Source organism: Streptomyces sp. KR80 (genome assembly GCF_052245555.1).
Lineage (GTDB): Bacteria > Actinomycetota > Actinomycetes > Streptomycetales > Streptomycetaceae > Streptomyces.
Map to the genome: position 1 here is coordinate 1 of NZ_JBQQCD010000025.1, position 22335 is coordinate 22335.

Consider the following 22335-nt stretch of genomic DNA (forward strand, 5'->3'; position numbering starts at 1 on the left):
AACGCCCTCAAGGGCTTCCGGGCCGTCGCCACCAGATACGACAAGAGAGCGTACGTCTTCCAGGGCACGGTCACCCTCGCCGCGATCCGGCTCTGGCTCCGGTAGGGACCTGCCGGACAGTCCCTAGTCACCTTCGGCGACGATAAATACGCCCGTGACGAGACTCTGGATGGATGTGCGGTGAGCCGCCATGCGCCGAACCGTCGTCCTCGGTGAGGATCACAGCCCGTGGTCGAAGGCGCGTGCCGCATCGATGGTGTTCAGCAATTTGATCCGGGTCTCGTTGCTCTCGGATGGGCCGATCAGCGACGCTCCGACGACACTGAGGAACCTCTGGGGGTTACCGAAGGCCGAGAGCTTCTGCCTGATCGTGACGGTGTTCCCGCTGACCGTAGCCATCGCCTGATCATGGGCGACGAAAGCAATCGCGTTCGGGAAGGCGCCGTTCTCGACACCATCGCCGGCTTTGATCTGCCCGGTATAGGCGCGGGTCGCTCCGCCCTTCGAGTACTCGTACGCCGCGAAGTACTCCTGATCCGCGGTTTCGAACCGCACGACGAAGAGCAGTCGTTCGGCCGAAGGTACCGCGTTGACCGCCTGCTCAAATCGCTTCGCATCGCCGACCGACAGCTTGAAGCGGATGTTCGTACCGACCTTGTCCAATTCGACGCGAGTGAGGTCGGCCCCGGGCAGGTTGGTGCCGCCGGTGAGGCGATTGGGCCATGTGGCGTCGCCTGGGGGATCGGCCATCGGACTCGACGGCACCGGGTCGGTGAACGGGGGTTTCCCGGCGATCAGGCTCGGACCGGTGAGTTGTTTCGCGAAGCGAATTCCGGTCCGGTGGCCGTCGTTGTTGTCATCGCTCCACGCGGTGTACAGACGGCCGTCGGGATCCATGCCCACCCTCATCCAGTTGCGCAGACCTCGGCTACCGCCCTCGGGACACGGACCCAACCCAACGGTGCAGAACCCGCCCCTGTGAACCACACGGTCGTCGATCAGCGATTGCGTGAACACCGGGCTTGCGTCGAGGGCGTTGGCCGAGTGCGCGACGAACGGGTGCCACTCGGCATTATCCGGCTGAGTGTCGGGGATCCCGGAGCCCTTGGTCCCGTAATAGACGATGGCGACATTGCCCGGTGAGCCGGCCACGACGTTGCTGACGACGGCGGTTTCCGCGGCCCCGGTGGATACGCGGACGGGGGTACTCCAGGTGCTGCCGGGCTTACCGCCTTGCGTCGGATCATTGGCAGGGTCGGAGATCTTCGACGTACTCATGACGACGTCGGAACCGCTCGCTGTCCCCCACACCGCATAGAGATTTCCGGCGGTATCGACGGTCACCCACGGAAAAGAGACTCCGTGGTAGCCACCCTTACAGTCGCCGCATGCCAGGTCGTCCCCGACGTCGTGGGTCTGGAAGGTCTTGGTGCCGTCGGTGGAAACGGCGATGCCGACCTCCTGATTGCGGAACCCTTGGGCGTCTACTTCGGCGAAGACTTGGTAGATGGCGCCGCGCGCGGGGCTCTGGGCGGACCGGTCCATCACCAATCGTGTCGCAGTGGCCGCGGCGTACTTGGGCTCCGGATCGACGTTCCACGAGGCCCCGCCGTTCTGCGTGGTCGCGTACTGCACGCTCGGGCCCCCCGTTTGCGACAGCGCAAAGTTGTTCCACGTGAGGTACGCCGTCTGACCACCCGGGGAGAGCAACCATGGCCGGTCCATGCCCCCCGGCGTAGTCACCGGGTTGAACTTGGGCCAGGTGTCGCCGGCATCGGAGGACGCAGACGCCGTCAGGGAGCCGAATCCGGGCACGATTCCGGACAGGTAGACGTTGTCATTGTCAGGGGAGAGCGCAAGGGCGCTGTTGCCCATGCCCGGATCGCCGCAGTGCGGCTGTGAGTTGCTGGTCGGGCAGCTCTCGTCGAAGAGCGTCCGGAACGTGTCACCGTGGTCGAGCGAACGTGCCACGATATTGGGGAGCGTGGGTGTGGTGACCCTTCCCCAGGGGAAGTCGACGAAGACGCGGCCATTGCCCCGCGTGTCCACGTCGACGCCGGGGTCTGCTCCCGTCACGCGCTGCAGATCCACCCACGTCGCCGCATTGAACGTAAGCGTGTCCTGCTCCGTGGTGTTCGGAGCCGTATCAATGCCGATGTGACGGTCGGTTGCCGGCCCTGCGTGCCCCACGCCGATGGGTGCGAGGACAAGCGAAAACGCAACGGCACAGAGCACGAGGCGAGCGATTCTTGCCATGAGGGAACCGTCCTTCCTTACCGGGAGGCACCCGGTCACACCGCGACCGGCGGCCCCGTCCACCCCGCTGCACGTCGCCGACACGGCGACTGGGGTCGGCCGAGCGCACGCACCTGCCGTAGGCCGCTTGGCATGGGCCCGCACGAGCCGGCCTCCGATGCCCGTTCTGCCTCCGCCGGCACCGCCGCACCCGCGCGGACGCGTGGGCAGCGTCTCGCCGCTCGATCTCGGAGCACATCCCCCACATGGGGGGCGCCAGCGCGCCCCAGCGGGGGCACGGAGGGGCGTCTCGTGGAGGTTCGCGCCGGAGACGACGACAACCGCAGAGTGCTGGCCGTTCTCGCCTATCTCAGGAGCTGACGGCCACGACCCATCGGACAGGACCTAGGGCTTCTGTTCTGGATCACCGTGCGGATCCGCCATGGCCGGGCACCATACTCTGCGGGCGTCGGGACCAGCGGTGGGGAATCGGGAACCAAGGCGAGCTGGCCTGGGGAGCCGGAGCCGGAGCCGGAGCCGAGCACCGGCGGGGCCGTTGTCTAGTGGACCACGTGGTACTTGACATGCGTGACTGCTGGCGAGGCGACCACCTTGACGGGTTCAAGAGTGGGGTGGCCGACGCCTTCGAGGAGCCGCTCTCCTGACCCGAGAATGACCGGGACAATGTGGAGATACAACTCGTCGAGGAGCCCGGCCGCGAGGTACTGCTGCACAGCACTCGCGCCGCCGGCGATCGCGACGTTCCTGTCACCGGCCGCCGCCCGAGCCTGCTCCAGCGCGGACTCGATCCCGTCGGTGACGAACGTGAACGTCGTGCCGCCCTGCATCTGCAGGACCTTCCGCGGGTGGTGAGTCAGCACGAAGACCGGCGCGTGGAAGGGTGGATTCTCACCCCACCAACCCGTCCATGTCTCGTCCCACGGCCCCTCGCCGCCGCCGAACATCTTGCGACCCATGATGTACGCGCCGACATCCCGTACGACCTCGTCGACGACCTCGGAATCGGGCGTCCGGTCGCCACCCTTCAAACCGTGCTGCTCACGCCAGCTGGCGGTGCTGATCACCCACTCGTGCAGTCGCTCCCCGCCTTCACCGAGCGGGTTTTCGACGCTCTGGTTGGGCCCGGCAACGAAGCCGTCCAGGGACATGGAGATCTGACAGGTGATGGAACTCATGCCGGTATGACCTCCGTCGGCCGCCGAACTCATCGCTCGTCGCCTCACGATACGACCCGGGCCGGTGGCCTGCCACCGAGGCAATGGACACCTGCCCAGAGGGAAGACGCTGTACTTCGTCACCCCGCCTGCGCTCGGCGCTCCGCGCGGGGTGAGCGCTCGTGCACGGCGGCTTCCTGGGTGTGCTTCGGGCATGCGTGCGGCGATGTGGTGGCGCTTCCTCCGCTCGGGTGATCGTCAGACTCGCGGGAGAGCAAGACGTCCCTGGCTTCCTTGGCTTGGCAGCCCAGGTCGAGCACTGGTTCGGTCCGATGGTCGTGGCAGGTCTATCGCCGCGCCGTCACCTGATTCAGGCGACGCTGGCTGGGGCGACGACTTGGTGAAGGCGATCATCGACGGTGTGTGGGCAACCGCGCCGCAACCCACAGCACCGCCGTCGGCCGCAACGCTGCCACGAGCGGACGATGCCGTGGTGGGCGCGAGGCGGATGAAAGACGCATACTGGACCGCGTGTCCTTCAGGGACTGGGTGCTGCACGTCGACCTCGACCAATTCATCGCCGCGGTCGAGGTGGCTCGCCGGCCGGAGTTGCGTGGACGACCGGTGGTGGTCGGCGGCTCAGGTGACCCTACCCAGCGAGGGGTGGTCGCCACGGCCTCCTACGAGGCGCGCGCATTCGGCATCCACTCCGGCATGGCACTGCGCCTGGCCGCCAAGCGCTGCCCGGAAGCGGTGTTCCTCCCCTCGGACCCGCCAACCTACCAACGAGTTTCCGACCGGTTCACGGCCACGCTGCGCCAGTTCCCGGTGGTCGTCGAGGTCCTCGGCTGGGACGAGGCATTTCTCGGAGCCCACACCGACCATCCCGAAGACCTGGCCGTCGGCATCCAGGAGGCGGTACGGTCCGCGACCGGGTTGTCATGCTCCGTGGGCATCGGCGACAACAAACTGCGCGCCAAGCTGGCCACCGGATTCGCCAAGCCGGCCGGTACGTACCGCCTCACCCGGGACAACTGGGCAGCCGTCATGGCCGACCGGCCAACCGACGCGCTGTGGGGTATCGGCCGTAAGACCGCGAGGAAGCTGGCCGAGGCGGGCCTGGTCACCGTTGCCCAGCTGGCCAGCGCCGACCCGGCCGAGCTCGCCGAGCGGTTCGGCCCGGTGCTGGGACCCTGGTACCGGATCCTCGCGCTGGGCGTAGGTGACACCGAGGTCAGCGGCGCTCCCTACGTTCCGCGCTCGCGCAGCCGGGAGACCACCTTCCAGCACGATCTGACCGACCGCTCGGAGATCGACGCGCATATCGCCACGTTGGCCAGACGCGTGGCACGAGATGTCGCCGCCGAAGGCCGCCCGGCCACGCGCGTCACGGTGAAGGTGCGGTTCGCGCCGTTTCTCACGCAGACCCACGGCATCGCCCTGCCCACGCCGACCAGCGACCCCGCCGAGCTCGAGCGCGTGGCGCTGGCAGCGCTGGAGCTGTTCGAGCACAACCGGCCCGTACGGCTGCTCGGTGTGCGGGCCGAACTCCGCGATGCGTAGTGCGGGACCGGGAGGATCGGTCTTGGCCGTTCCTCTTGGCAGGAAGCAGTGCAGCTTCTAGGTTCCGGTCCACACGTCCATACGTTCGGTTCTGGTGCCGGCGGGCAGATCCCCGGCCGGGTGCCGCCGACGTTGCCGCAGGAGGCTCACATGCCCGGTCCGCGCTTGTGTGGGAGACCCGTTCACGCCCTGGTCGCGGGGCTGCTGGCCGTTGCCGCTGCGCTATGGGCCGCTGGTCCGGCTGTGGCCCATGACGGCGACGACGATGCGCGGTGGAAGGACAAGCGCAAGCAATACACCGCCGGGGTCTCGGTGCCGCTGGTGTCCACGCCCAACGTCCACCTCGTGACCAACCTCCCCGACACCGCCGCGATCTCCGGCTGTTTCGCGAAGACCGCGCCGTATTTCTATGTCTCCAGCCTCGATTCGGTGAGCGTGTTCGACGTCTCCAAGCCGCTGGCGCCGAAACTCACCGGCGTCCTGGACAACCTGGTTTTCGAGAACGAGGCCGTCAACTGCGGCGAGAAGGAAGAGGACGGCGTCACCCGCCGCTTCGTATTGGTCGGCATCGACCTGACCCAGGCGTCCAGCGACGACATCGCCCATGTACGACCGGTCGGGTTCGACGAGCTCATGGTCGTGGACGTCACCGACCCCGCCAAACCCTCCATCCGTTCCCGGACGAAGACCAGTTCCTCGACGCACACCGTGGCCTGCGTGCGTGACACCGCCTGCCAGTACGCCTACACCGCCGGCGGTGACGGCAAGGTGTCGATCGTCGATCTGCGGGATCTCGACGCGCCGAAGGAACTGAAGACCTTCTCCTCACCGGTGCTGGGCTGGGCCGGCCACAAGTGGAACTTCGACAACGCCGGATACGGCATCCACACCGCCGCCGGAGGCACGGCGATCTTCGACGTACGCGACCCGGTCAACCCCAAGCTCGTCACCACCACAGGCCCCGAGGGAACCGCACCCGGCTGGAACGACTTCATCCACCACAACTCCGACCGGCCCAACGCCGCACAGTTCACCCCCGGCGCGGCACCTGCGGTCGGCAACGGCAACGTCCTCCTGGTCACCGAAGAGGACTACGAGAACACCGACTGCGCGACAGCCGGCTCCTTCCAGACCTGGCACGTCCAGAAACTCGACGGCACCCCGGACGCCATCCGCCCGCTCGACCGGATCAACCCCGTCGATGCGGGCGAGGGCGTCGCGCTGCCACATGAAGCCTTCTGCTCCGCGCACTGGTTCGACCACCACCCCAGCGGCATCGTCGCGCAGGGCTACTACCAGGGCGGTCTGCGGCTGATCGACGTACGAGACCCCGAGAACCTCACCGAATACGGCTACTTCGCCAGCGGTCTGTCCGAGGTCTGGGACGCCTACTGGGTGCCCGAGCGCACCGCGAACGGCGTCGCCACCGGCCACAAGACCAATATCGTCTACACCGCTGACCTCATCCGCGGTCTCGATGTCTTCACCGTCGACCTGCCCGCCTCCGGCCGGACAACGGCCGCGGTGCCGCTGCTCCCCGCCGGTGCGGGACAGGACGCAGCCGGCTCCTGGCCGGAGGTCGCGGTCACGGTCGGGCCGGTGCTCGCCGCACTGATCGCACTGATCGTGTACGGCCGACGCCGAGCGTCGCGCGGCACCGGCACGGCGGAATCGTGACCGGAATCCCGGAATGCGACCCTGACCAGGCTTACCAGGGGCCCATATCCGATTGCCGCGCCTGTCGCGGCGGGGCACTATGCCCGGATGCGCTGTTCCATCAACATTCCGAATTTCGGAGACTTCGCCGATCCCAGGACGGTGGCGACAACGGCCGCAGCAGCGGAGCAGGCGGGCTGGGACGGGCTGTTCGTCTGGGATCACGTCGTGCACAGACGCCACCGCCGGCCGTACGGGGATCCTTGGATGCTGCTGACCGCGGCGGCCTTGGCGACCTCCCGGATCAGCTGGGCACGCTGGTCACCCCGGTCGCCCGGCGGCGCCCGCAGCAGCTCGCCCGCCAGGTGGCTACCCTGGACGCTCTCAGTGGCGGGCGGGTGATCTTCGGTGCGGGCCTGGGCGGGCCGATCGAGGACGAGTACGGCAGCTTCGGCGAGACGACCGACCCGGTCGTGCTCGCCGAGCGCCTGGACGAGGGCTTGGACCTGCTGCAGCGCTTCTGGTCGGGCGAGCCGTTGAACCATGACGGGCGGCACTACCAGGTCAGGGACGTGACCTTGCTGCCCGCCACGGTGCAACGCCCCCGTCCGCCGGTCTGGGTCGCCGGATTCTGGCCGAACCGCCCACCGATGCGTCGAGCCGCCCGCTGGGACGGCGCAGTCCCGATGTTCACCTCAGCCAGGCATGGGCACGTTCCGCCCGTCGACCAGGTCCGCGACCTGGTCAGCTACGTCCACCAGCACCGCGACGACCGGGACGACAGCCCCTTTGAGATCGTCCTCGGCGGTGTCAGTCCCGCCGACACCGCCAAGGCACGCGACCTGATCGGGCCACTGATCGACGCCGGCGCCACCTGGTGGGACGAACGACAGCTCCAGACCAGCGATGAGCTCGACCAGCTCGCGCCGGTGCTACGCCGCATCGAACAAGGCCCACCGGCCTTTTAGGGCGTCCCGCCGATCGGACGGGCCGTCCCGCTGATCGACAATTGGGCAACAGTCGTCCCACCCCGCTGGAGTCGGCACGGCGCTGGATGTGAGGGTGAGGCGCATGAAGTCTCGCACCGGCCCGTCGGCCCTCGCTGTGTGCGCCGTCTGCGTTGTGCTCGCCCCGCTCACCGGATGCGGCAGCGGCGGAACGGGCCACGAGCCGTCCCCCTCAGGTGGCGGAGGTTCGGCCGTCGGGGTGCCCGGCGCGCCCGCCGAGTCCCGGGCGCCAACCCCTGGGAAGGGGTCGAAGGACCCCGACGACATCAACGGCGACGGGCACCGCGACCTCGTGGTGCCGGTCTTCGTCAGCGGCGAGCCGGACAACCCCCACGGCGACGAGCGGGTTGGTGTGGTCTACGGCTCGGCCAAGGGGCTCGACCCCTCGACGCGCACGGTCTACGGGCGCCGCGACCTGGGCCTGCCCGATCCGGCGGAGGGTTCGGCCGGGCGCGAAAGCGTCGCGACGGACGGGGTGGTCACCGCCGATCTGGACGGCGACGGCTTCCCGGACTTCGTCACGACCGTCGCGGGCGAGCGCGTGGAGGACGGGCAGATCTCCGCGGCGCGCACCGTTCCGTACGTGACCTGGGGCGGACCTGGCGGGCCCACGGCGGGGGCCGGGGCTACACCGGTGCGGCTGCCGCAGAGCGCGTCGAAGCTGGGCCTGGAGTCCGTTGTGCGCGGCGACTTCGACGGGGACGGGCACCACGACCTCGCGGCACCCGCGCAGAACCACTCGTCCCTGGTGCTGTTGTACGGACCTTTCACGCGGTCCGGTGCACCGGCGCGCACCGATACCGGCCTGCCGTTGTCGGAGGGCCAACTCGTCGTGGACGCCATCGACCCGTCCGGCAAGCCGCGCGCGACCTCCCTGCTGCTCCACGGCATGAGCGACGGTGAGCAGTCCGGCAACACCCTCTACCCGGCCCGCCGCGGCACCGGCCTGTCGGCGAACGGCAGGCGGCTGCGCCTCGGGAACGCCCACGCGTTCGGCGACTTCGACGGCGACGGGCTGCGCGATGTGGCCGTCGGGGACGATGGCGGCCGCAACGACGAGCCCGGCTACGAGACGGAGGCGCCCGACGTCGACGGATCGCTCGCCGTGTACCCCGGCAGTGGCGGCGCACCGGTCACGTACCGGCTGCCCGAGGTGCCCAAGGGCGCGGGCACCGACTACGGGCCCGGCGGGTTCGTGGCCGCCGACCCGGACGGCGACGGCCGCGACGGCATCCTGGTCGCCACGTACGAAGGTGCCACGCTCATCGACGGCGACGAGCGCACCCCAGTCCTGCGTGAAGGGCCTGCGAGGGCGGACGGCAGGAAGACCCCCGCGAAATGGCGGCACGCCCGGCCCGCGGGGGCCGCCGACTTCGACGGTGACGGCAAGGACGAGTTGATCCTGCACTGGGCGTCCGGCACGCTGTTCGGTCTGTACGGTGAGCACCCAACGCACTGGTGGATCACCGACGGCACGACGTCCCGGGACACGGCGTCCTTCACGACGACGGGGTTCGCTCCGCGCGCCTCCTGACCTCTCCGCTCTCAAGGTCAACCTTGGTCAGAACATGGTGTTGTCGTTCAGTGCGGCATCACCCAAGTCTCCGGGGCAGCTTCTGCACGAGGGATCAGCGGACCACCAGGGCGTGATCGCCGCGGGGCAGCAGTTCGCCCACCACCGGCGCGCCGGGGATCTCGCCGGCCACCAGCAGCCCGCCGGAGGTCTGCGCGTCGGCCAGCAGCAGCGCCTCGTTCTCGTCCACCGCCGACAGATCGCTGTGCGGGCGTACCCATTGCAGATTCCGCCGGGTGCCTCCGCTGACGTATCCCTCGCGCAGCGCCTGACGGGCGCCGTCGAGGTACGGCACCGCGGTGGAGTCGATGAGCGCGGTGACTCCGCTCGCCCGCGCGAGCTTGTAGGCGTGTCCGAGCAGTCCGAATCCGGTGACGTCGGTCGCGCAGGTGATCCCGGCGGCGAGCGCCGCTTCGGCCGCCTCCCGGTTGAGCCGGGTCATCGCCTCGACCGCCTGGGGGAAGGCCGCGCCGGTGGCATTGTGCCTGCTGTTGAGCACGCCGATGCCGAGCGGCTTGGTCAGCGACAGCGGTGCGCCGGGCGTTCCCGCGTCGTTGCGCAGCAGGCGGTCCGGATCGACCAAACCGGTGACGGCCAGGCCGTACTTGGGCTCGGGGTCGTCGACGCTGTGCCCGCCGGCGACGTGGCAGCCGGCGTCCGCGGCCACCGCCAAGCCGCCGCGCAGCACCTCGCGGGCCAGGTCGAAGGGGAGCACTCCGCGCGGCCAGGCCAGCAGGTTCACGGCGAGCAGCGGGCGTCCGCCGGTGGCGTACACGTCCGACAAGGCGTTCGCCGCGGCGATCCGGCCCCAGTCGTAGGGATCGTCGACCACGGGCGTGAAGAAGTCGGTGGTGGCCAGCACCCCGATGCCGCTCGGCAGCCGTACGACGGTGGCGTCGTCGCCGGCGTCCAGGCCGACGAGCAGTTCACCTGCGGGGTGGCGGACCGGTACGGCGGTCCCCAGGCCCCGCAGGACCTCCTCCAGTTCACCGGGCGGGATCTTGCAGGCGCAGCCGCCGCCGTGCGCGTACTGGGTGAGGCGGATCGATTCACGGGACGTCACGGCCGTCATGTGGACCATCATTCCGTAAGGTGACTGATACGCACAGCTACGCATGCCGCCTTTGCGGAGAGGGGCGGCGTGGTGCGAGGGAGGCGTATCCGGCCTGGTGACCGGCGCGGTCTTCAAAACCGTTGAACGGCAGGAACTGTCGTTGGCGGGTTCGATTCCCGTCCGCCTCCGCCACGGCGCAGAAGAAGAGGTGCCATGAGCGATCCGCGGCAGCGAGTTCCCGGCACTCATTCCGTGCTCGCCGAGCCGCGTCTGGCCTCGGCGGTACGGACGTTGGGCCGTCCTCTCGTGAAGGCGGCCGTCGCGGAGGCCCAGCGCCGCGCGCGGACGGGTGAGATCGCGCCGGAGGACGTGGTCGACGCGGCGGTCGGGCATCTTCCGGAACGGGCCACGGTCCTGCGGCCGTTGATCAATGCCACCGGCGTGCTCGTGCACACCAACCTCGGGCGCGCACCGCTGTCGGCGGCCGCCCGGGATGCCGTACTGGCCGCGGCGGGCTGCACGGACGTCGAGTTCGACCTCGCGGAAGGGAGCCGGGCCCGCCGCGGGCGCGGCGCTCTCGCCGCCCTGGCCGAGGCGGTGCCCGACGCCGGGGCGGTGCATGTGGTGAACAACAACGCGGCGGCGCTGCTGCTCTGTGCCCTGGTGATGGCCCGGGGACGGGAGATCGTGATCAGCCGGGGTGAGCTGGTCGAGATCGGCGACGGGTTCCGTATCCCGGAGCTGCTGGCCTCCACGGGTGCGCGGTTGCGCGAGGTCGGCACGACGAACCGCACCAGCCTCAAGGACTATGCGGAGGCCATCGGCCCGGACACCGGCTTCCTGCTCAAGGTCCACCCGTCCAACTTCCGGACCGAAGGATTCACCGCGGCCGTGGAGGTGGCGGAGCTGGCAGCGCTCGGACCGCCGGTGGTGGTGGACATCGGTTCCGGGCTACTCGCCCCGCATCCGCTGCTGCCCGGTGAACCGGACGCCGCCACAGCGCTCCGCGCCGGGGCCGCGCTGGTGACCGCCAGCGGCGACAAGCTGCTCGGCGGTCCGCAGGCGGGGCTGCTGCTCGGGGAGGCCGGGCTGGTTCAGCGGCTGCGGCGGCATCCCGCCGCGCGGGCACTGCGGGTGGACAAGCTGACCCTCGCCGCGTTGGAGGCGACGCTGCGCGGTCCGGAGCCGCCGGTCCGCACCGCGCTGACCGCCGACGTGGCGGTGTTGCGCGCACGCGCCGCCGCGCTGGTCGAGCGGCTGCGCGCCGAGGGCGTCCGGGCGGAGGTGGTGCCCACGGCGGCGGCCGTGGGCGGTGGCGGGGCGCCCGGGGTGACGCTGTCCAGCGCGGCCGTCGGCCTGCCGCCGGAGTACGGCGCGCTGCTGCGCACGGGACGCATCCCGGTGGTCGGTCGCGTGGAACGCGGCCGCTGCCTGCTGGATCTGCGGACGGTCCAGGTAACCGAGGACGAGTGGGTGTTTTCGGCCGTACGAGCCGCCCTCCGGTTCCGCAGCGGCGGCGGCGCGCAGATCGGCAGCGCCGGCGACGCGGGCGGCGTCGCCACCGACGTGGCGTCAGGAGGTGGGGCCGAGTGCGACGACGGGGGGGACGACGGGAGTGGTGGCAGGACGGACGGCGGCAGCGGGGACGACCGCGGGAGCGGTGCCGGGGGTCCGGGGCGTGAGCGGCCGTGCAGGTGATCGCGACCGCCGGCCACGTGGACCACGGCAAATCGACACTGGTGCGGCTGCTGACCGGCATGCAGCCGGACCGCTGGGAGCAGGAGCGCAAACGCGGCCTGACGATCGACCTGGGTTTCGGCTGGACGACTCTGCCCGGCGGGGAGGAGGTGGCATTCGTCGACGTCCCCGGCCACGAGCGGTTCGTGCCCAACATGCTCGCCGGTGTGGGTCCGGTCCCGGCCGTGCTGTTCGTGGTGGCGGCGGACGAGGGCTGGATGCCGCAGTCGACCGAGCATCTGCAGGCGCTCGACGCCTTGGGCGTGCGGCACGGGCTGCTCGCCGTCACCCGCTGCGACCTCGCCGACCCCGGGCCGGCCATGCAGCAGGCACGGGACCGGATGACCGACACCGGTCTGCGGTCGGTCGGTTCGGTGGCGGTGAGTGGGCGGACCGGCGAGGGCCTGGACCGGCTGCGCGCGGCGCTGGTCCGACTGGTCGACGCCCTACCGCCCGGCGATCCGGGCGCCGACGTCCGGCTGTGGGTAGACCGCTCGTTCACCATCGCCGGCGCGGGCACGGTGGTCACCGGAACGCTCGCGGGGGGCACCTTGCGAGCGGGCGACGAACTGCGCTTGGCGTCCACGGGGGCGGGGTTGCGGGTACGCGGCCTGCAGTCGCTGGGCCGGGACGCCTCCGCGGTGTGCGCAGTGGCCCGGGTGGCGGTGAACCTGCGCGGTGTCGAGCGCGAGGCGGTCGTCCGCGGCGACGCGCTGCTGACCCCGGGCGCGTGGCTGACCACGGACGAGGTCGACGTGGCACTGCACGGTGCCGACACCGGTGGTCTCCCCCGCGAACTCGTGCTGCACGTGGGATCCGCGGCCGTCGCGACCCGCGTACGGCCGCTGGGGCCGGGCAGCGCCCGGCTGCGACTGGCCCGGCCGCTGCCGCTGCGCGTGGGCGACCGCGCGTTGCTGCGTGATCCGGGACGGCGCCGGATGGCCGCCGGAGTCGACGTACTCGACGTACGGCCACCCCAGCTGCGCCGGCGCGGCGCGGCACGCCGGCACGGCGCGGAGCTGGCCGCCCTGACCGGCGCGGCGCCGCACATGGTGGCCGAGGCGGTGCTGCGCCGTCGGCGCTTCGCGACTGCGAGCGAGCTGCGCACCATGGGGCTGCCGGTCGTCGGTGAGCCGGTGGGCGACGGATACCTGGTGCACCCGGCGGTGTGGCACGAACTCCTCGATGATTTAAGGGAGTTGGTCGAGCAGTGGTGCGACGAGCAGCCGCTGGAGCCGGGGGTGCCCGTCGACGCGGTGCGGCAGCGGCTGCGGCTGCCCGCCACGGGTGTGGTGGAACGGCTGGCTGCGGCCGCCTCGCTCCAGGTGGTGGACGGGCGGGTGTGCGCGCCCGGTCGGCGGACGGCCCTTCCCGGCCCCGTGGAAGCGGCCGTGGCCGAGCTGACCGCCGAGCTGCGCGATGCTCCCTTCGCCGCGCCGGACGCTGCCCGGATGGCGGCCCTGCGGCTGGGGCCGAGGGAGCTGGCGGCGGCGGTGCGCGCTGGCCGCCTACTGAAGGTGGCCGACGGTGTCTTCCTGCTGACCGGTTCCGATAGGTGGGCCGGGCAGCTGCTGGCCGGACTGCCCCAGCCGTTCACCCTCAGCCAGGCGCGGCAGGCTCTGGGCACCACCCGCCGGGTCGCCGTGCCGCTGCTGGAGCTGCTGGACCGCCGGGGTGTCACCGAGCGGCTGCCGGACAGCACCCGCCGTATCCCCCGATCGCCCTGACCTCCCGGTGGCAGGTCGCCCCGGGGCGAGGCACGCCCGAGGACCCGTTCGGAGGAGGGAGTCCATCTTCCCCGACATGCCCGGGTACGTGCTGCGACTTACGGTGGCCGGGACAGCAGGAGGTCGCGAGGCGGGAGATCGCCATGGGCCTGCGGCAGTGGCTCGACGGCTGGCCGGTGTACCGGCAGCTCACCGGCGACGATGTGCTGGGCAGGGGAACTGCGGCGCGCTCGCGCGGCACCGAGCGGCTGCGCGCCCGTACGGAGCAGGCCGACAGGGTCGTACGGTCGGTGTGCCCGTACTGCGCCGTGGGCTGCGGCCAGACGGTCTACGTCCAGGACGAGCAGGTCACCCAGATCGAGGGCGACCCGGACTCGCCCGTCTCGCGCGGCCGGCTGTGTCCGAAGGGTTCGGCGAGCAAGCAGCTGGTGACCGACCCGAGCCGGATCGACACCGTGCTGTACCGGCGCCCGCACGGCGCCGACTGGGAGCGGATCCCGCTCGACCGGGCCATGGACATGATCGCGGACCGGGTGATCGAGACCCGCCGGCGGACCTGGCAGGCAACGCATCGAGGCATCCCCGTCCGGCGCACGCTCGGCATCGCCTCTCTCGGCGGAGCGACGCTGGACAACGAAGAGAACTACCTGATGAAGAAGCTCTACACGGCCCTGGGCGCGATCCAGATCGAGAACCAGGCGCGGATTTGACACTCCGCCACGGTTCCCGGTCTGGGAACCTCGTTCGGCCGTGGCGGCGCCACCACCTTCCAGCAGGACCTGGCCAACGCGGACTGCATCGTCATTCAGGGATCCAACATGGCCGAGTGCCATCCGGTCGGGTTCCAGTGGGTGATGGAGGCCAAGGAGCGGGGAGCGGTCATCATCCACGTCGATCCCCGGTTCACCCGCACCAGCGCGCTGGCGGACCTGCATGTGCCGCTGCGGGCCGGGACCGACATCGCCTTCCTCGGCGCGCTGGTCAACCATGTGCTCAGCACGGGGAAGGACTTCCGTGAGTACGTGGTGGCGTACACCAACGCGCCGGCCATCCTGCGGGAGGAGTTCGCCGACACCGAGGACCTGGACGGGCTGTTCTCCGGCTTCGACCCCGAGGGCGGCCGTTACGAGACCGCCACGTGGATGTACGAGGGCGCTCAGGCCGCGGCGGCCGCCGGGGAGCGTGACCGGTGGCCGGCGCCGGGCGGCGCGGATGCGACGGCCCGACAGCACGGAGGCAGGGAGTTGCGTGAGACCGCCCGCGCGGAAGCCTACGGCGCGGGCGGCCCGGGTATCGGCGCGAAGCCCGCCATGGATCCGACGCTGCGCCATCCGCGGTGCGTGTATCAGGTGCTCAGACGGCATTTCTCCCGCTACACGCCGGAGTTGGTCGAGGAGGTCTGCGGCATTCCGCGCGAGCTGTTCGCCCAGGCGGCCGAGGCGATCACCGCCAACTCAGGTCCCGACCGCACCACGGCGCTGTGCTACTCGGTCGGCTGGACCCAGCACACCGTGGGCGTGCAGTACATCCGCACCGCCTCCATCCTCCAGTCGCTGCTGGGCAACATCGGGCGGCCGGGGGGCGGCATCCTCGCGCTGCGCGGGCACGCCAGCATCCAGGGTTCGACGGACGTGCCGACGCTGTTCGACCTGCTGCCGGGCTACATCCCCATGCCGCACGCCCACCAGCACGAGGATCTGGACGCGTTCGTGGCCGCCGACGCGGGCACGACCGGCTTCTGGGGCAACATGCGCGCGTACGTGGTGAGTCTGCTCAAGGCGTGGTGGGGCGAGGCCGCGACCGCGGAGAACGACTACCGCTTCGACTGGCTGCCCCGGATCACCGGCGACCACGGCACCTACCAGACGGTGCTGAACCAGATCTCCGGCGAGTGCAAGGGCTACTTCCTGGTCGGGGAGAACCCGGCGGTCGGCTCGGCCAACGCCAAGCTCCAGCGGCTGGGCCTGGCGCATCTCGACTGGCTGGTGGTACGGGATCTGCGGCTCATCGAGAGCGCGACCTTCTGGAAGGACGGGCCGGAGATCGAGACCGGGGAGCTGCGCACCGAGGAGATCCCGACGGAGGTGTTCTTCCTTCCCGCCGCGGCGCACACGGAGAAGGACGGCAGCTTCACCAACACTCAGCGGCTGTTGCAGTGGCATCACGCGGCGGTCGCCCCGCCGGAGGACGCCCGCAGCGACCTGTGGTTCTTCTACCACCTCGGCCGGATCATCCGGGACAAGCTCGCCTCCTCGACCGACCCGCGCGACCGCCCCCTGCTGGACCTCACCTGGGACTACGCGACCGAAGGCCCGCTGGCCGAGCCGAGCGCCGAGGCCGTACTGGCCGAGATCAACGGGTACGGGCCGGACGGGCCGTTGTCGGCGTCCACCCAGCTGCGGGACGACGGCTCCACCGCCTGCGGCGTCTGGATCTACTGCGGGGTCCGCGCCGACGGCCACAACCACGCTGCCGACCGCCGGCCGCGTGACGAGCAGAGCTGGGTCGCCCCCGACTGGGGCTGGGCGTGGCCGGCGAACCGCCGCATCCTCTACAACCGGGCGTCGGCCGACCCTGAGGGAAGGCCGTGGAGCGAGCGCAAGCGGTATGTGTGGTGGGACGCCGAGCAGGGCCGGTGGACCGGGGAGGACGTGCCGGACTTCGAGGCGCACAAACCGCCCGGCTACGAGCCGCCGCCGGGCGCTCGCGCGCAGGACGCGCTGTCGGGCACCGACCCGTTCATCATGCAGAGCGACGGCCGCGCCTGGCTGTTCGCCCCGGCGGGTCTGGCCGACGGTCCGCTGCCCGCGCACTACGAGCCGCAGGAGTCGCCGGTGGTCAACCCGCTGTACGGGCAGCAGGTGAACCCCGCGCTCCAGGCGTACGACCGCCCCGGCAACCGGTACCACCCAGTCGGCAGCGAGGTGTATCCGTATGTGTTCACCACCTACCGGCTCACCGAGCACCACACGGCCGGCGGCATGAGCCGTAGCGTCCCCTATCTGTCCGAGCTGCAGCCGGAGTTCTTCTGCGAGGTCTCCCCCGAACTGGCCGCGGAGCGCGGCCTGCAGCACCTGGGCTGGGCGACCATCACCACGGCACGGGCGGCGGTCGAGGCCAAGGTGCTGGTGACCGACCGGATGGAGCCGCTGCGGGTGCGGGGCCGCACCATCCACCAGGTGGGCCTGCCTTACCACTGGGGTCCGAACGGGCTCTCCACGGGGGACGCGGCGAACGAGCTGCTGTCCGTGGTGCTCGATCCGAACGTGCGGATCCAGGAGTCGAAGGCGGCGACCTGTGACATCCGTCCGGGGAGGCGTCCCCGCGGCCCGGCGCTGCCGGCTCACGTGGCGGAGTACCGGCGGCGCGCCGGACTCCCTGACGACAGGCCGCCGAGTGCAGGGGAGGCAGGGGCATGACGGCCGACCGCAACAGGTTGTACGGCCCGCTGGCCGATCCCAGCGCGGACGCCGGCTACCCGGACTCCCACCCACCCCGGATGGGCTTCTTCACGGACACCTCGCTCTGCATCGGGTGCAAGGCGTGCCAGGTGGCCTGCAAGGAGTGGAACCACGTCCCGGCCGAGACCGAGGAACTGGACCTACTGGGGCAGTCGTTCGACAACACGGGCGCCTTGAGCGCCAACAACTGGCGGCACGTGGCGTTCGTCGAACAGAAGGTCGCGCCGGACCGGCCGACGGTGGATCTGGGAATGCCGGGCGCCAGTCCGCCGGGGCAGGGCACGGGCGCCGGGGAGCCCGGTGTGCGCTGGCTGATGTCCAGTGACGTGTGCAAGCACTGCACTCATGCCGCCTGCCTGGACGTGTGCCCGACCGGCTCGTTGTTCCGCACCGAGTTCGGGACCGTGGTGGTGCAGCAGGACATCTGCAACGGCTGCGGATACTGCGTGCCGGCCTGCCCGTACGGCGTGATCGACATCCGGCCGGGCGACGGCCGGGCCTTCAAGTGCACTCTGTGCTACGACCGCCTGGGAGCGGGCCGGGAACCGGCCTGCTCCCAGGCCTGTCCGACCGACTCGATCCAGTTCGGCCCGCTGGATGAGCTCCGGGTGCGGGCCGACCGTCGGGTGACGGAGCTTCACGAGCGAGGGGTGGGAGAGGCGCGGCTCTACGGCCGGGATCCGCAGGACGGTGTCGGCGGAGACGGCGCGTTCTTCCTGCTGCTGGACGAGCCCGAGGTGTACGGGCTGCCGCCGGACCCGGTGGTCACCACCCGTGACGTGCCGTCGATGTGGCGGCACGCAGCCGCAGCCGCGCTCGGTGTGGCCGCGAGTGTTGCGCTGTCCTTTCTGGGGCGGCCGGGACCGGCGACGGCGAGGAGGAGGAGATGGTGACGGTCAGCGGCGAGCGCGAAGGGAAGCGGGAGCGGCCCGCGGGTGAGCGCGCTGCATTCCGGTCGTACTACGGCCGGCCGATCCTCAAGCGGCCCACCTGGAAAGTGCCGAACGTGCCCGGGTACTTGTTCCTTGGCGGCACGGCGGGTGCCTCGGCGACCATGGCGGCTGTGGCGGAGCTGACCGGACACCGGGAGCTGGCCAGGGCGGGCAGGTGGGTGGCCGCCGCGGGGTCGCTGACCGGCGTTGGTGCCCTGGTCCATGACCTGGGCCGTCCGGAGCGCTTCCTCAACATGCTGCGCGTCTTCAAACCGACCTCGCCGCTGTCGGTGGGCTCGTGGATTCTCGCGCCGTTCTCCGCGCTGACGGCCGTCTCGGCCGCCGCGCAGGCGACCGGACGGCTGCCGGCGCTGGGGCGGCTCGCCGGACTCGGCTCCGGTCTGCTCGGCCCGGCGATGTCCACCTACACGGCGGTGCTGCTCTCCGACACCGCGGTGCCGGCATGGCACGAGGCGTACCCCGAACTGCCGTATCTCTTCGCGGGCAGCGCGCTGACCAGCGCCGCGGGCGCGGCGATGGTGTGTGCCCCCGGCGCGGACCCGCGGCAGTCGACCCGGATGGGCCTGCTCGGCGCGGCCATGGAACTCGCCGCGATGCGCCGCATGGAGCAGCGGCTCGGGCTGGTCGGCGAACCGTACGTCCGTGACCGGCCCGGCCGTCTGCTGACGCTGAGCAAGGTCCTGGCCTCGGTCGGAGCCGGACTCTCGCTCCTCGGGCGGCGCGGCGGGCCGGCACGGATGCTGGGCGGAGCGGCGTACCTCGCCGCGGGCCTGTCCACCCGCTTCGCCGTCTTCGAAGCGGGCCTCGTCTCCGCCCAGGATCCGAAGTACGTGGTCCTGCCGCAGCGCCGGCGCCTCACGCCGCGCGGCTGGGGGCACTCCCCCGGCTGACGCCGGGGGCACCCGCACCGCGTTAGCTGGGGGAAGGTGAGGCGGCAGTTGGGCGAACGACCCCCTGCCAGGCGCGAAGGCCAGGCAGGGGGCGCGGGGCGGCACGTCCGGGTGGGTGGACGGCTCACCGGATCAGAAGAAGCCGGCCTCCTTCAGCGAGGGCCAGTGGTCCGTGACCGGGGAGGGGCCGTTGACGATGCTGTCGTCCCGAGAACCCGGTGACACCGTGACCCTCACATACTGGTCCTGGGAGAAGAAGTAGGCCTGCTTGCCGTCGCCCGGGTTCAGCACGGCGCCGGTGATCCCGCTCGTGAAGTCCGCCCGGCTGCCGGAGTCCGCGGCCTTGTCGCTCGCCTCCTTCAGGGACGGCCAGTTCTCAACGATCGGCTTCGGGCCGTTCACGATGGTGTCGCCGTTGCCCCCCGGCGCGATGTCGATCAGCGCGTACTGGCCGCCGGAGAAGAAGTAGGCCTCGTCCCTGTTGGCGGGGTTCGGCAGGATCGCGTCCACGCCGGAGCGGGCAAAGCCCGCCTCCTTCAGCGAGGGCCAGTGCTCCTCGATCGGGGAAGGCCCATTGATGATCTTGTCGTCCGTGCTCCCCGGAGTGAACTCGATCTGGAGGTACTGGTCACCGCTGAAGAAGTAGGCCCGCTTCTTGTTGGTCGGGTGCGGCAGGACCGCGTCGACCCAGGGCGCGACGTTGTCCTTGAGCCCAGGCCAGTTCTCGGCGGTCGGCTTCGGGCCGTTCACGATCTTGTCGTCGGTGCTCCCCGGTGCGACGTCGATCAGTACGTTCTGGTCGCCGCTGAAGAAGTACACCTCGTCCTTGTCGTGCGTGGGGTGGCCGTCGTGGTCCGTGTCGTTGTGGGGATTCGGCAGCGCGGCGAGCCTCGCCCTGCCGTCCACGCCGCAGAACTCCGCGCTCTCGGACCGCTTGGAATGCCCGGAGCCGGGCCCGCACTGGTTGTGCCGGGTGCTGATGAGGGCCACCGCGATCAGCCGGGTGAAGGCCTGCAGCGTGTTCAGGACGACTCCGCCGTAGGTGTGCGAGGAGTGCTCCGCCGTGCCCAGCCGGGAGAGCAACAGCGAGGAGATGGTGCCCCATTTCGTCTGAGCATCCACCAGCTCGGGGGCGAGCCGCGCGGGGTTGCCCCAGTTGTCCGCGACGGTGTCCTCGGTCGGCCGGAACCGTGCCGCCTCCGAGAGGGCCTGCGCCATCTGCAGGAACGCCTCGGCCGCGTTGTTGCTGCCCGGATCGGCGGTGGCGAGTACCTCGACCGCATTGCGCATCGGGTCCAGGCCGTGGCGCATCTGCACCCGGCTCGTGGGGGACCGGCTTTCCAGTGACCGGTAGGTCGGGAAGTAGTCCACGTCCTGGAGACGGGTGTTGTCGTCCGCGGTGTAGCGGAAGTCCGCCCCGTCGTCCGCCCTGAACCGGAAGTAGGTGTTGCGGCCCGAGTCCCACCAGCCCATCAGGTACAGATCGCTCTCCCGCATGATCAAACGGACCTCGCGGTCTCCGTTGCGCAGGATGATGGGCGAGTAACGGTTGTTCCTGGACGGGTCGGTCCGGGCGATGTTGTCGTAGACCGGACCCACCGAGACGCGTCGGCGGATGTCGTTGATCAAGCGGCGGTAGTCCTGCGCCGAGGCGCTGGTCAGGTTCAACTCAGGGTCCGGCTCGTCGGCCACGGCCCCGGGCCCGCGCAGCGCCACGAAGCCGGCCAGCAGTACGCAGAGCGCGACCACGACCGCGAGTAACCGCCGGTTCTTTGTGAGTTGGGGAATCAGTCCGGATTCCCGGTGTTGGCTCATCACGTGTTCCTTGAGGTACAGGTCGGCAGAACGAGCGCCGCCGACAGTGGGGGGAACGGCCTGCACAGGGGCAGCCGCCCTCAAGGCCGCAGTTCTAGCGGCCGCGCTCGCTGAGCGGGGGCACGGCTGTGCCGTCGGCACCAAGATGCCAGGCACCACGTGTTGCTCGTGCCGGTGGGCCGAGTGATCCGCCTCCGCCCCTGCGGCCGTGTTCCCAACTGGGAGGTATTCCTCGACGCCTGGGAGAAGGGAACGCCAACGTGCTGTGCCAAGAAGCAGGAGCCGCATCGACGTACGGCCGGGGAGCCGGCCGCAGCGGGCTCGGCGAGCATCTCCGTGCTCTCGGTCTCGGGCCTGACGCGACAGCGCTGTACCTTGCACTGCTCAACGCGGATCCGGCCCCGCTGGACAGCTTGGCGGACCGCGTCGGCTTCGGCGGCGAGCGGCTCGAAACCGCCTGTCGGGTACTGGCCGAAACGGGGCTCGTGGCCGCTCGATTCGGCGATGACGACCCGGTTTCCCCCGCCCCGCCGGGCAGCGGTTTGGAAATCCTGGCCCGCTCACGCTCCGCGGATCTCGAACGGGCCCGAGTGGCGGTCTCGAGCGCCTTCGACTGCTACCGCCGGCGCCGACCGACCGGAGACCCGTCAGCGGACGTCGTGGAAGTGGTGAGTGGCGACGCCATCGAGGTGCGGATCCGCCAGGCAGTGGCCGGGGCTCGGCGGGAAGTCCGCTGGTTGGACACCCCGCCCTACTTCCGCTCGAGCACTCGGGGAACCGCCGAGGGAGAGGCTCTGCTGAACCGGGGGGTGCGGTACCGGACCGTGTACTCGCGGGCCTCGCTGGAGCACCCGGGAAACTTCGCCGACCACATCGATCCCTGCCGGGCAGCGGGTGAAGAGGCGCGGCTACTGGAGTCGGTACCGGTCAAACTGACCCTCGTGGACGACGATGTGGCGCTGCTCGGGATGTCGCTCGCGGAAGCGGATGTGAACCACAGCCTGCTCGTCGTACGACCGTGTGGGCTGCTGTCGGCGCTCTCGGCGCTGTTCGCGTTGTGCTGGGATGCAGCGCTCCCCCTGCAACCGTCGGGCAAGGGCGTGCCGCACCGTCTACGGCCGTGCGAGCGGCAGATCCTGGTCATGCTCGCCGCTGGGGCGGCCGACACCCAGATCGTCCGGGAGTTGGGGATCAGCAGGCGCACGTTCTTCCGGCGGATGGAACTGCTCATGGCGCGAGCGGGTGTGTCGACGCGGTTCCAACTCGCCATAGAGGCGCAACGCCGCAGCTGGCTCTGACGCCTCCGCGCGGCATAGACCCACCCGGCCGGGCTGCCCGAGCCTCGGCATTCTGGTGCCGACGGCACAGAAGTGCCCCGGGGGGACGGGCGCGGCCATTAGAACTCTCTCCCGTCAGAGTGGCTGTCACTCGTGTCAGCCTGCCGCACCGTCGGTGGGTCTCCCGCCGACCCGTAATTCAAGGAACCGTT

General features: G+C 70.6%; 13 protein-coding genes, 1 tRNA gene and 3 pseudogenes. 13 read left to right on the plus strand and 4 right to left on the minus strand.

The features are described from left to right. Positions 1 to 105 (plus strand): annotated as a pseudogene (locus ACTWQI_RS26295) (IS5/IS1182 family transposase); the annotation flags it as partial. A 114-nt stretch (positions 106 to 219) separates the two neighbouring features. On the opposite strand, the gene ACTWQI_RS26300 reads toward ACTWQI_RS26295, so the two are convergent. Together ACTWQI_RS26300 and ACTWQI_RS26305 are read right to left on the minus strand one after the other, a co-directional pair. Further along, a complete protein-coding gene (locus tag ACTWQI_RS26300; protein WP_443274235.1) occupies positions 220 to 2256 on the minus strand; it encodes a hypothetical protein in 2037 nt (678 codons plus the stop codon). 539 nt (positions 2257 to 2795) lie between these two features. After that, a complete protein-coding gene (locus ACTWQI_RS26305; protein WP_443274236.1) occupies positions 2796 to 3431 on the minus strand; it encodes a dihydrofolate reductase family protein in 636 nt (211 codons plus the stop codon). A gap of 230 nt (positions 3432 to 3661) precedes the next feature. On the opposite strand from ACTWQI_RS26305, the pseudogene ACTWQI_RS26310 reads away from it, so the two are divergent. The 5 genes and pseudogenes from ACTWQI_RS26310 to ACTWQI_RS26330 form a co-directional block, all read left to right on the plus strand. Next, a pseudogene (locus tag ACTWQI_RS26310) lies at positions 3662 to 3748 on the plus strand (GNAT family N-acetyltransferase); the annotation flags it as partial. Between the two features lie 193 nt (positions 3749 to 3941). Beyond that, positions 3942 to 4973: a DNA polymerase IV gene (locus ACTWQI_RS26315; RefSeq protein ID WP_443274237.1), complete on the plus strand. Its 1032-nt coding sequence runs from the start codon at positions 3942 to 3944 to the stop codon at positions 4971 to 4973. A 150-nt stretch (positions 4974 to 5123) separates the two neighbouring features. After that, positions 5124 to 6650 (plus strand): LVIVD repeat-containing protein, encoded by a 1527-nt coding sequence (locus ACTWQI_RS26320; protein WP_443274238.1) that lies wholly within the window; start codon positions 5124 to 5126, stop codon positions 6648 to 6650. Positions 6651 to 6737: 87 nt separating this feature from the next. Then, positions 6738 to 7597: pseudogene (locus ACTWQI_RS26325) on the plus strand (LLM class flavin-dependent oxidoreductase). A gap of 103 nt (positions 7598 to 7700) precedes the next feature. Continuing rightward, the gene (locus ACTWQI_RS26330; RefSeq protein ID WP_443274239.1) at positions 7701 to 9170 is read left to right on the plus strand and encodes a hypothetical protein; all 1470 of its coding nucleotides are present in this window, start codon (positions 7701 to 7703) and stop codon (positions 9168 to 9170) included. Positions 9171 to 9264: 94 nt separating this feature from the next. Here the strand turns inward: ACTWQI_RS26330 and selD are convergent, their stop codons facing one another. Then, positions 9265 to 10281, minus strand: a complete 1017-nt coding sequence (gene selD, locus ACTWQI_RS26335) for a selenide, water dikinase SelD (protein WP_443274240.1) — start codon at positions 10279 to 10281, stop codon at positions 9265 to 9267. 79 nt (positions 10282 to 10360) lie between these two features. Between selD and ACTWQI_RS26340 the strand changes: the two genes are divergently transcribed. The 6 genes from ACTWQI_RS26340 to nrfD all read left to right on the plus strand — a co-directional run bounded on the left by ACTWQI_RS26340 (position 10361) and on the right by nrfD (position 19031). Further along, a tRNA-Sec gene (locus ACTWQI_RS26340) sits at positions 10361 to 10455 on the plus strand. 21 nt (positions 10456 to 10476) lie between these two features. Then, positions 10477 to 11961 (plus strand): L-seryl-tRNA(Sec) selenium transferase, encoded by a 1485-nt coding sequence (gene selA, locus ACTWQI_RS26345; protein WP_443274241.1) that lies wholly within the window; start codon positions 10477 to 10479, stop codon positions 11959 to 11961. Continuing rightward, the gene (gene selB / locus ACTWQI_RS26350) at positions 11952 to 13727 is read left to right on the plus strand and encodes a selenocysteine-specific translation elongation factor (protein WP_443274242.1); all 1776 of its coding nucleotides are present in this window, start codon (positions 11952 to 11954) and stop codon (positions 13725 to 13727) included. The genes selA and selB overlap by 10 nt, the downstream gene beginning before the upstream one ends. Before the next feature lie 143 nt (positions 13728 to 13870). Then, complete coding sequence (gene fdh / locus ACTWQI_RS26355) at positions 13871 to 17146, plus strand: formate dehydrogenase (RefSeq protein WP_443274243.1); 3276 nt, start codon at positions 13871 to 13873, stop codon at positions 17144 to 17146. Further along, entirely contained in the window at positions 17143 to 18081 is a 939-nt protein-coding gene (locus tag ACTWQI_RS26360) for a 4Fe-4S dicluster domain-containing protein (protein ID WP_443274244.1), read from the plus strand. Before fdh ends, ACTWQI_RS26360 begins: the two co-directional genes overlap by 4 nt. Continuing rightward, positions 18075 to 19031 (plus strand): NrfD/PsrC family molybdoenzyme membrane anchor subunit, encoded by a 957-nt coding sequence (gene nrfD, locus ACTWQI_RS26365; protein ID WP_443274245.1) that lies wholly within the window; start codon positions 18075 to 18077, stop codon positions 19029 to 19031. The genes ACTWQI_RS26360 and nrfD overlap by 7 nt, the downstream gene beginning before the upstream one ends. Before the next feature lie 132 nt (positions 19032 to 19163). On the opposite strand, the gene ACTWQI_RS26370 is transcribed toward nrfD, so the two are convergent. After that, positions 19164 to 20846 (minus strand): ribosome-inactivating family protein, encoded by a 1683-nt coding sequence (locus ACTWQI_RS26370; RefSeq protein WP_443274246.1) that lies wholly within the window; start codon positions 20844 to 20846, stop codon positions 19164 to 19166. Between the two features lie 260 nt (positions 20847 to 21106). On the opposite strand from ACTWQI_RS26370, the gene ACTWQI_RS26375 reads away from it, so the two are divergent. Next, positions 21107 to 22144 (plus strand): LuxR family transcriptional regulator, encoded by a 1038-nt coding sequence (locus ACTWQI_RS26375; protein WP_443274247.1) that lies wholly within the window; start codon positions 21107 to 21109, stop codon positions 22142 to 22144. Positions 22145 to 22335 lie beyond the last annotated feature (191 nt).

Excerpts from the sequence above, each read along its gene's own strand:
- ACTWQI_RS26300 (WP_443274235.1), bottom strand. The coding sequence starts at position 2,256 with ATGGCAAGAATCGCTCGCCTCGTGCTCTGTGCCGTTGCGTTTTCGCTT.
- ACTWQI_RS26305 (WP_443274236.1), bottom strand. The coding sequence starts at position 3,431 with ATGAGTTCCATCACCTGTCAGATCTCCATGTCCCTGGACGGCTTCGTT.
- ACTWQI_RS26320 (WP_443274238.1), top strand. The coding sequence starts at position 5,124 with ATGCCCGGTCCGCGCTTGTGTGGGAGACCCGTTCACGCCCTGGTCGCG.
- ACTWQI_RS26330 (WP_443274239.1), top strand. The coding sequence starts at position 7,701 with ATGAAGTCTCGCACCGGCCCGTCGGCCCTCGCTGTGTGCGCCGTCTGC.
- selD (WP_443274240.1), bottom strand. The coding sequence starts at position 10,281 with ATGACGGCCGTGACGTCCCGTGAATCGATCCGCCTCACCCAGTACGCG.
- selA (WP_443274241.1), top strand. The coding sequence starts at position 10,477 with ATGAGCGATCCGCGGCAGCGAGTTCCCGGCACTCATTCCGTGCTCGCC.
- ACTWQI_RS26360 (WP_443274244.1), top strand. The coding sequence starts at position 17,143 with ATGACGGCCGACCGCAACAGGTTGTACGGCCCGCTGGCCGATCCCAGC.
- nrfD (WP_443274245.1), top strand. The coding sequence starts at position 18,075 with ATGGTGACGGTCAGCGGCGAGCGCGAAGGGAAGCGGGAGCGGCCCGCG.
- ACTWQI_RS26370 (WP_443274246.1), bottom strand. The coding sequence starts at position 20,846 with ATGAGCCAACACCGGGAATCCGGACTGATTCCCCAACTCACAAAGAAC.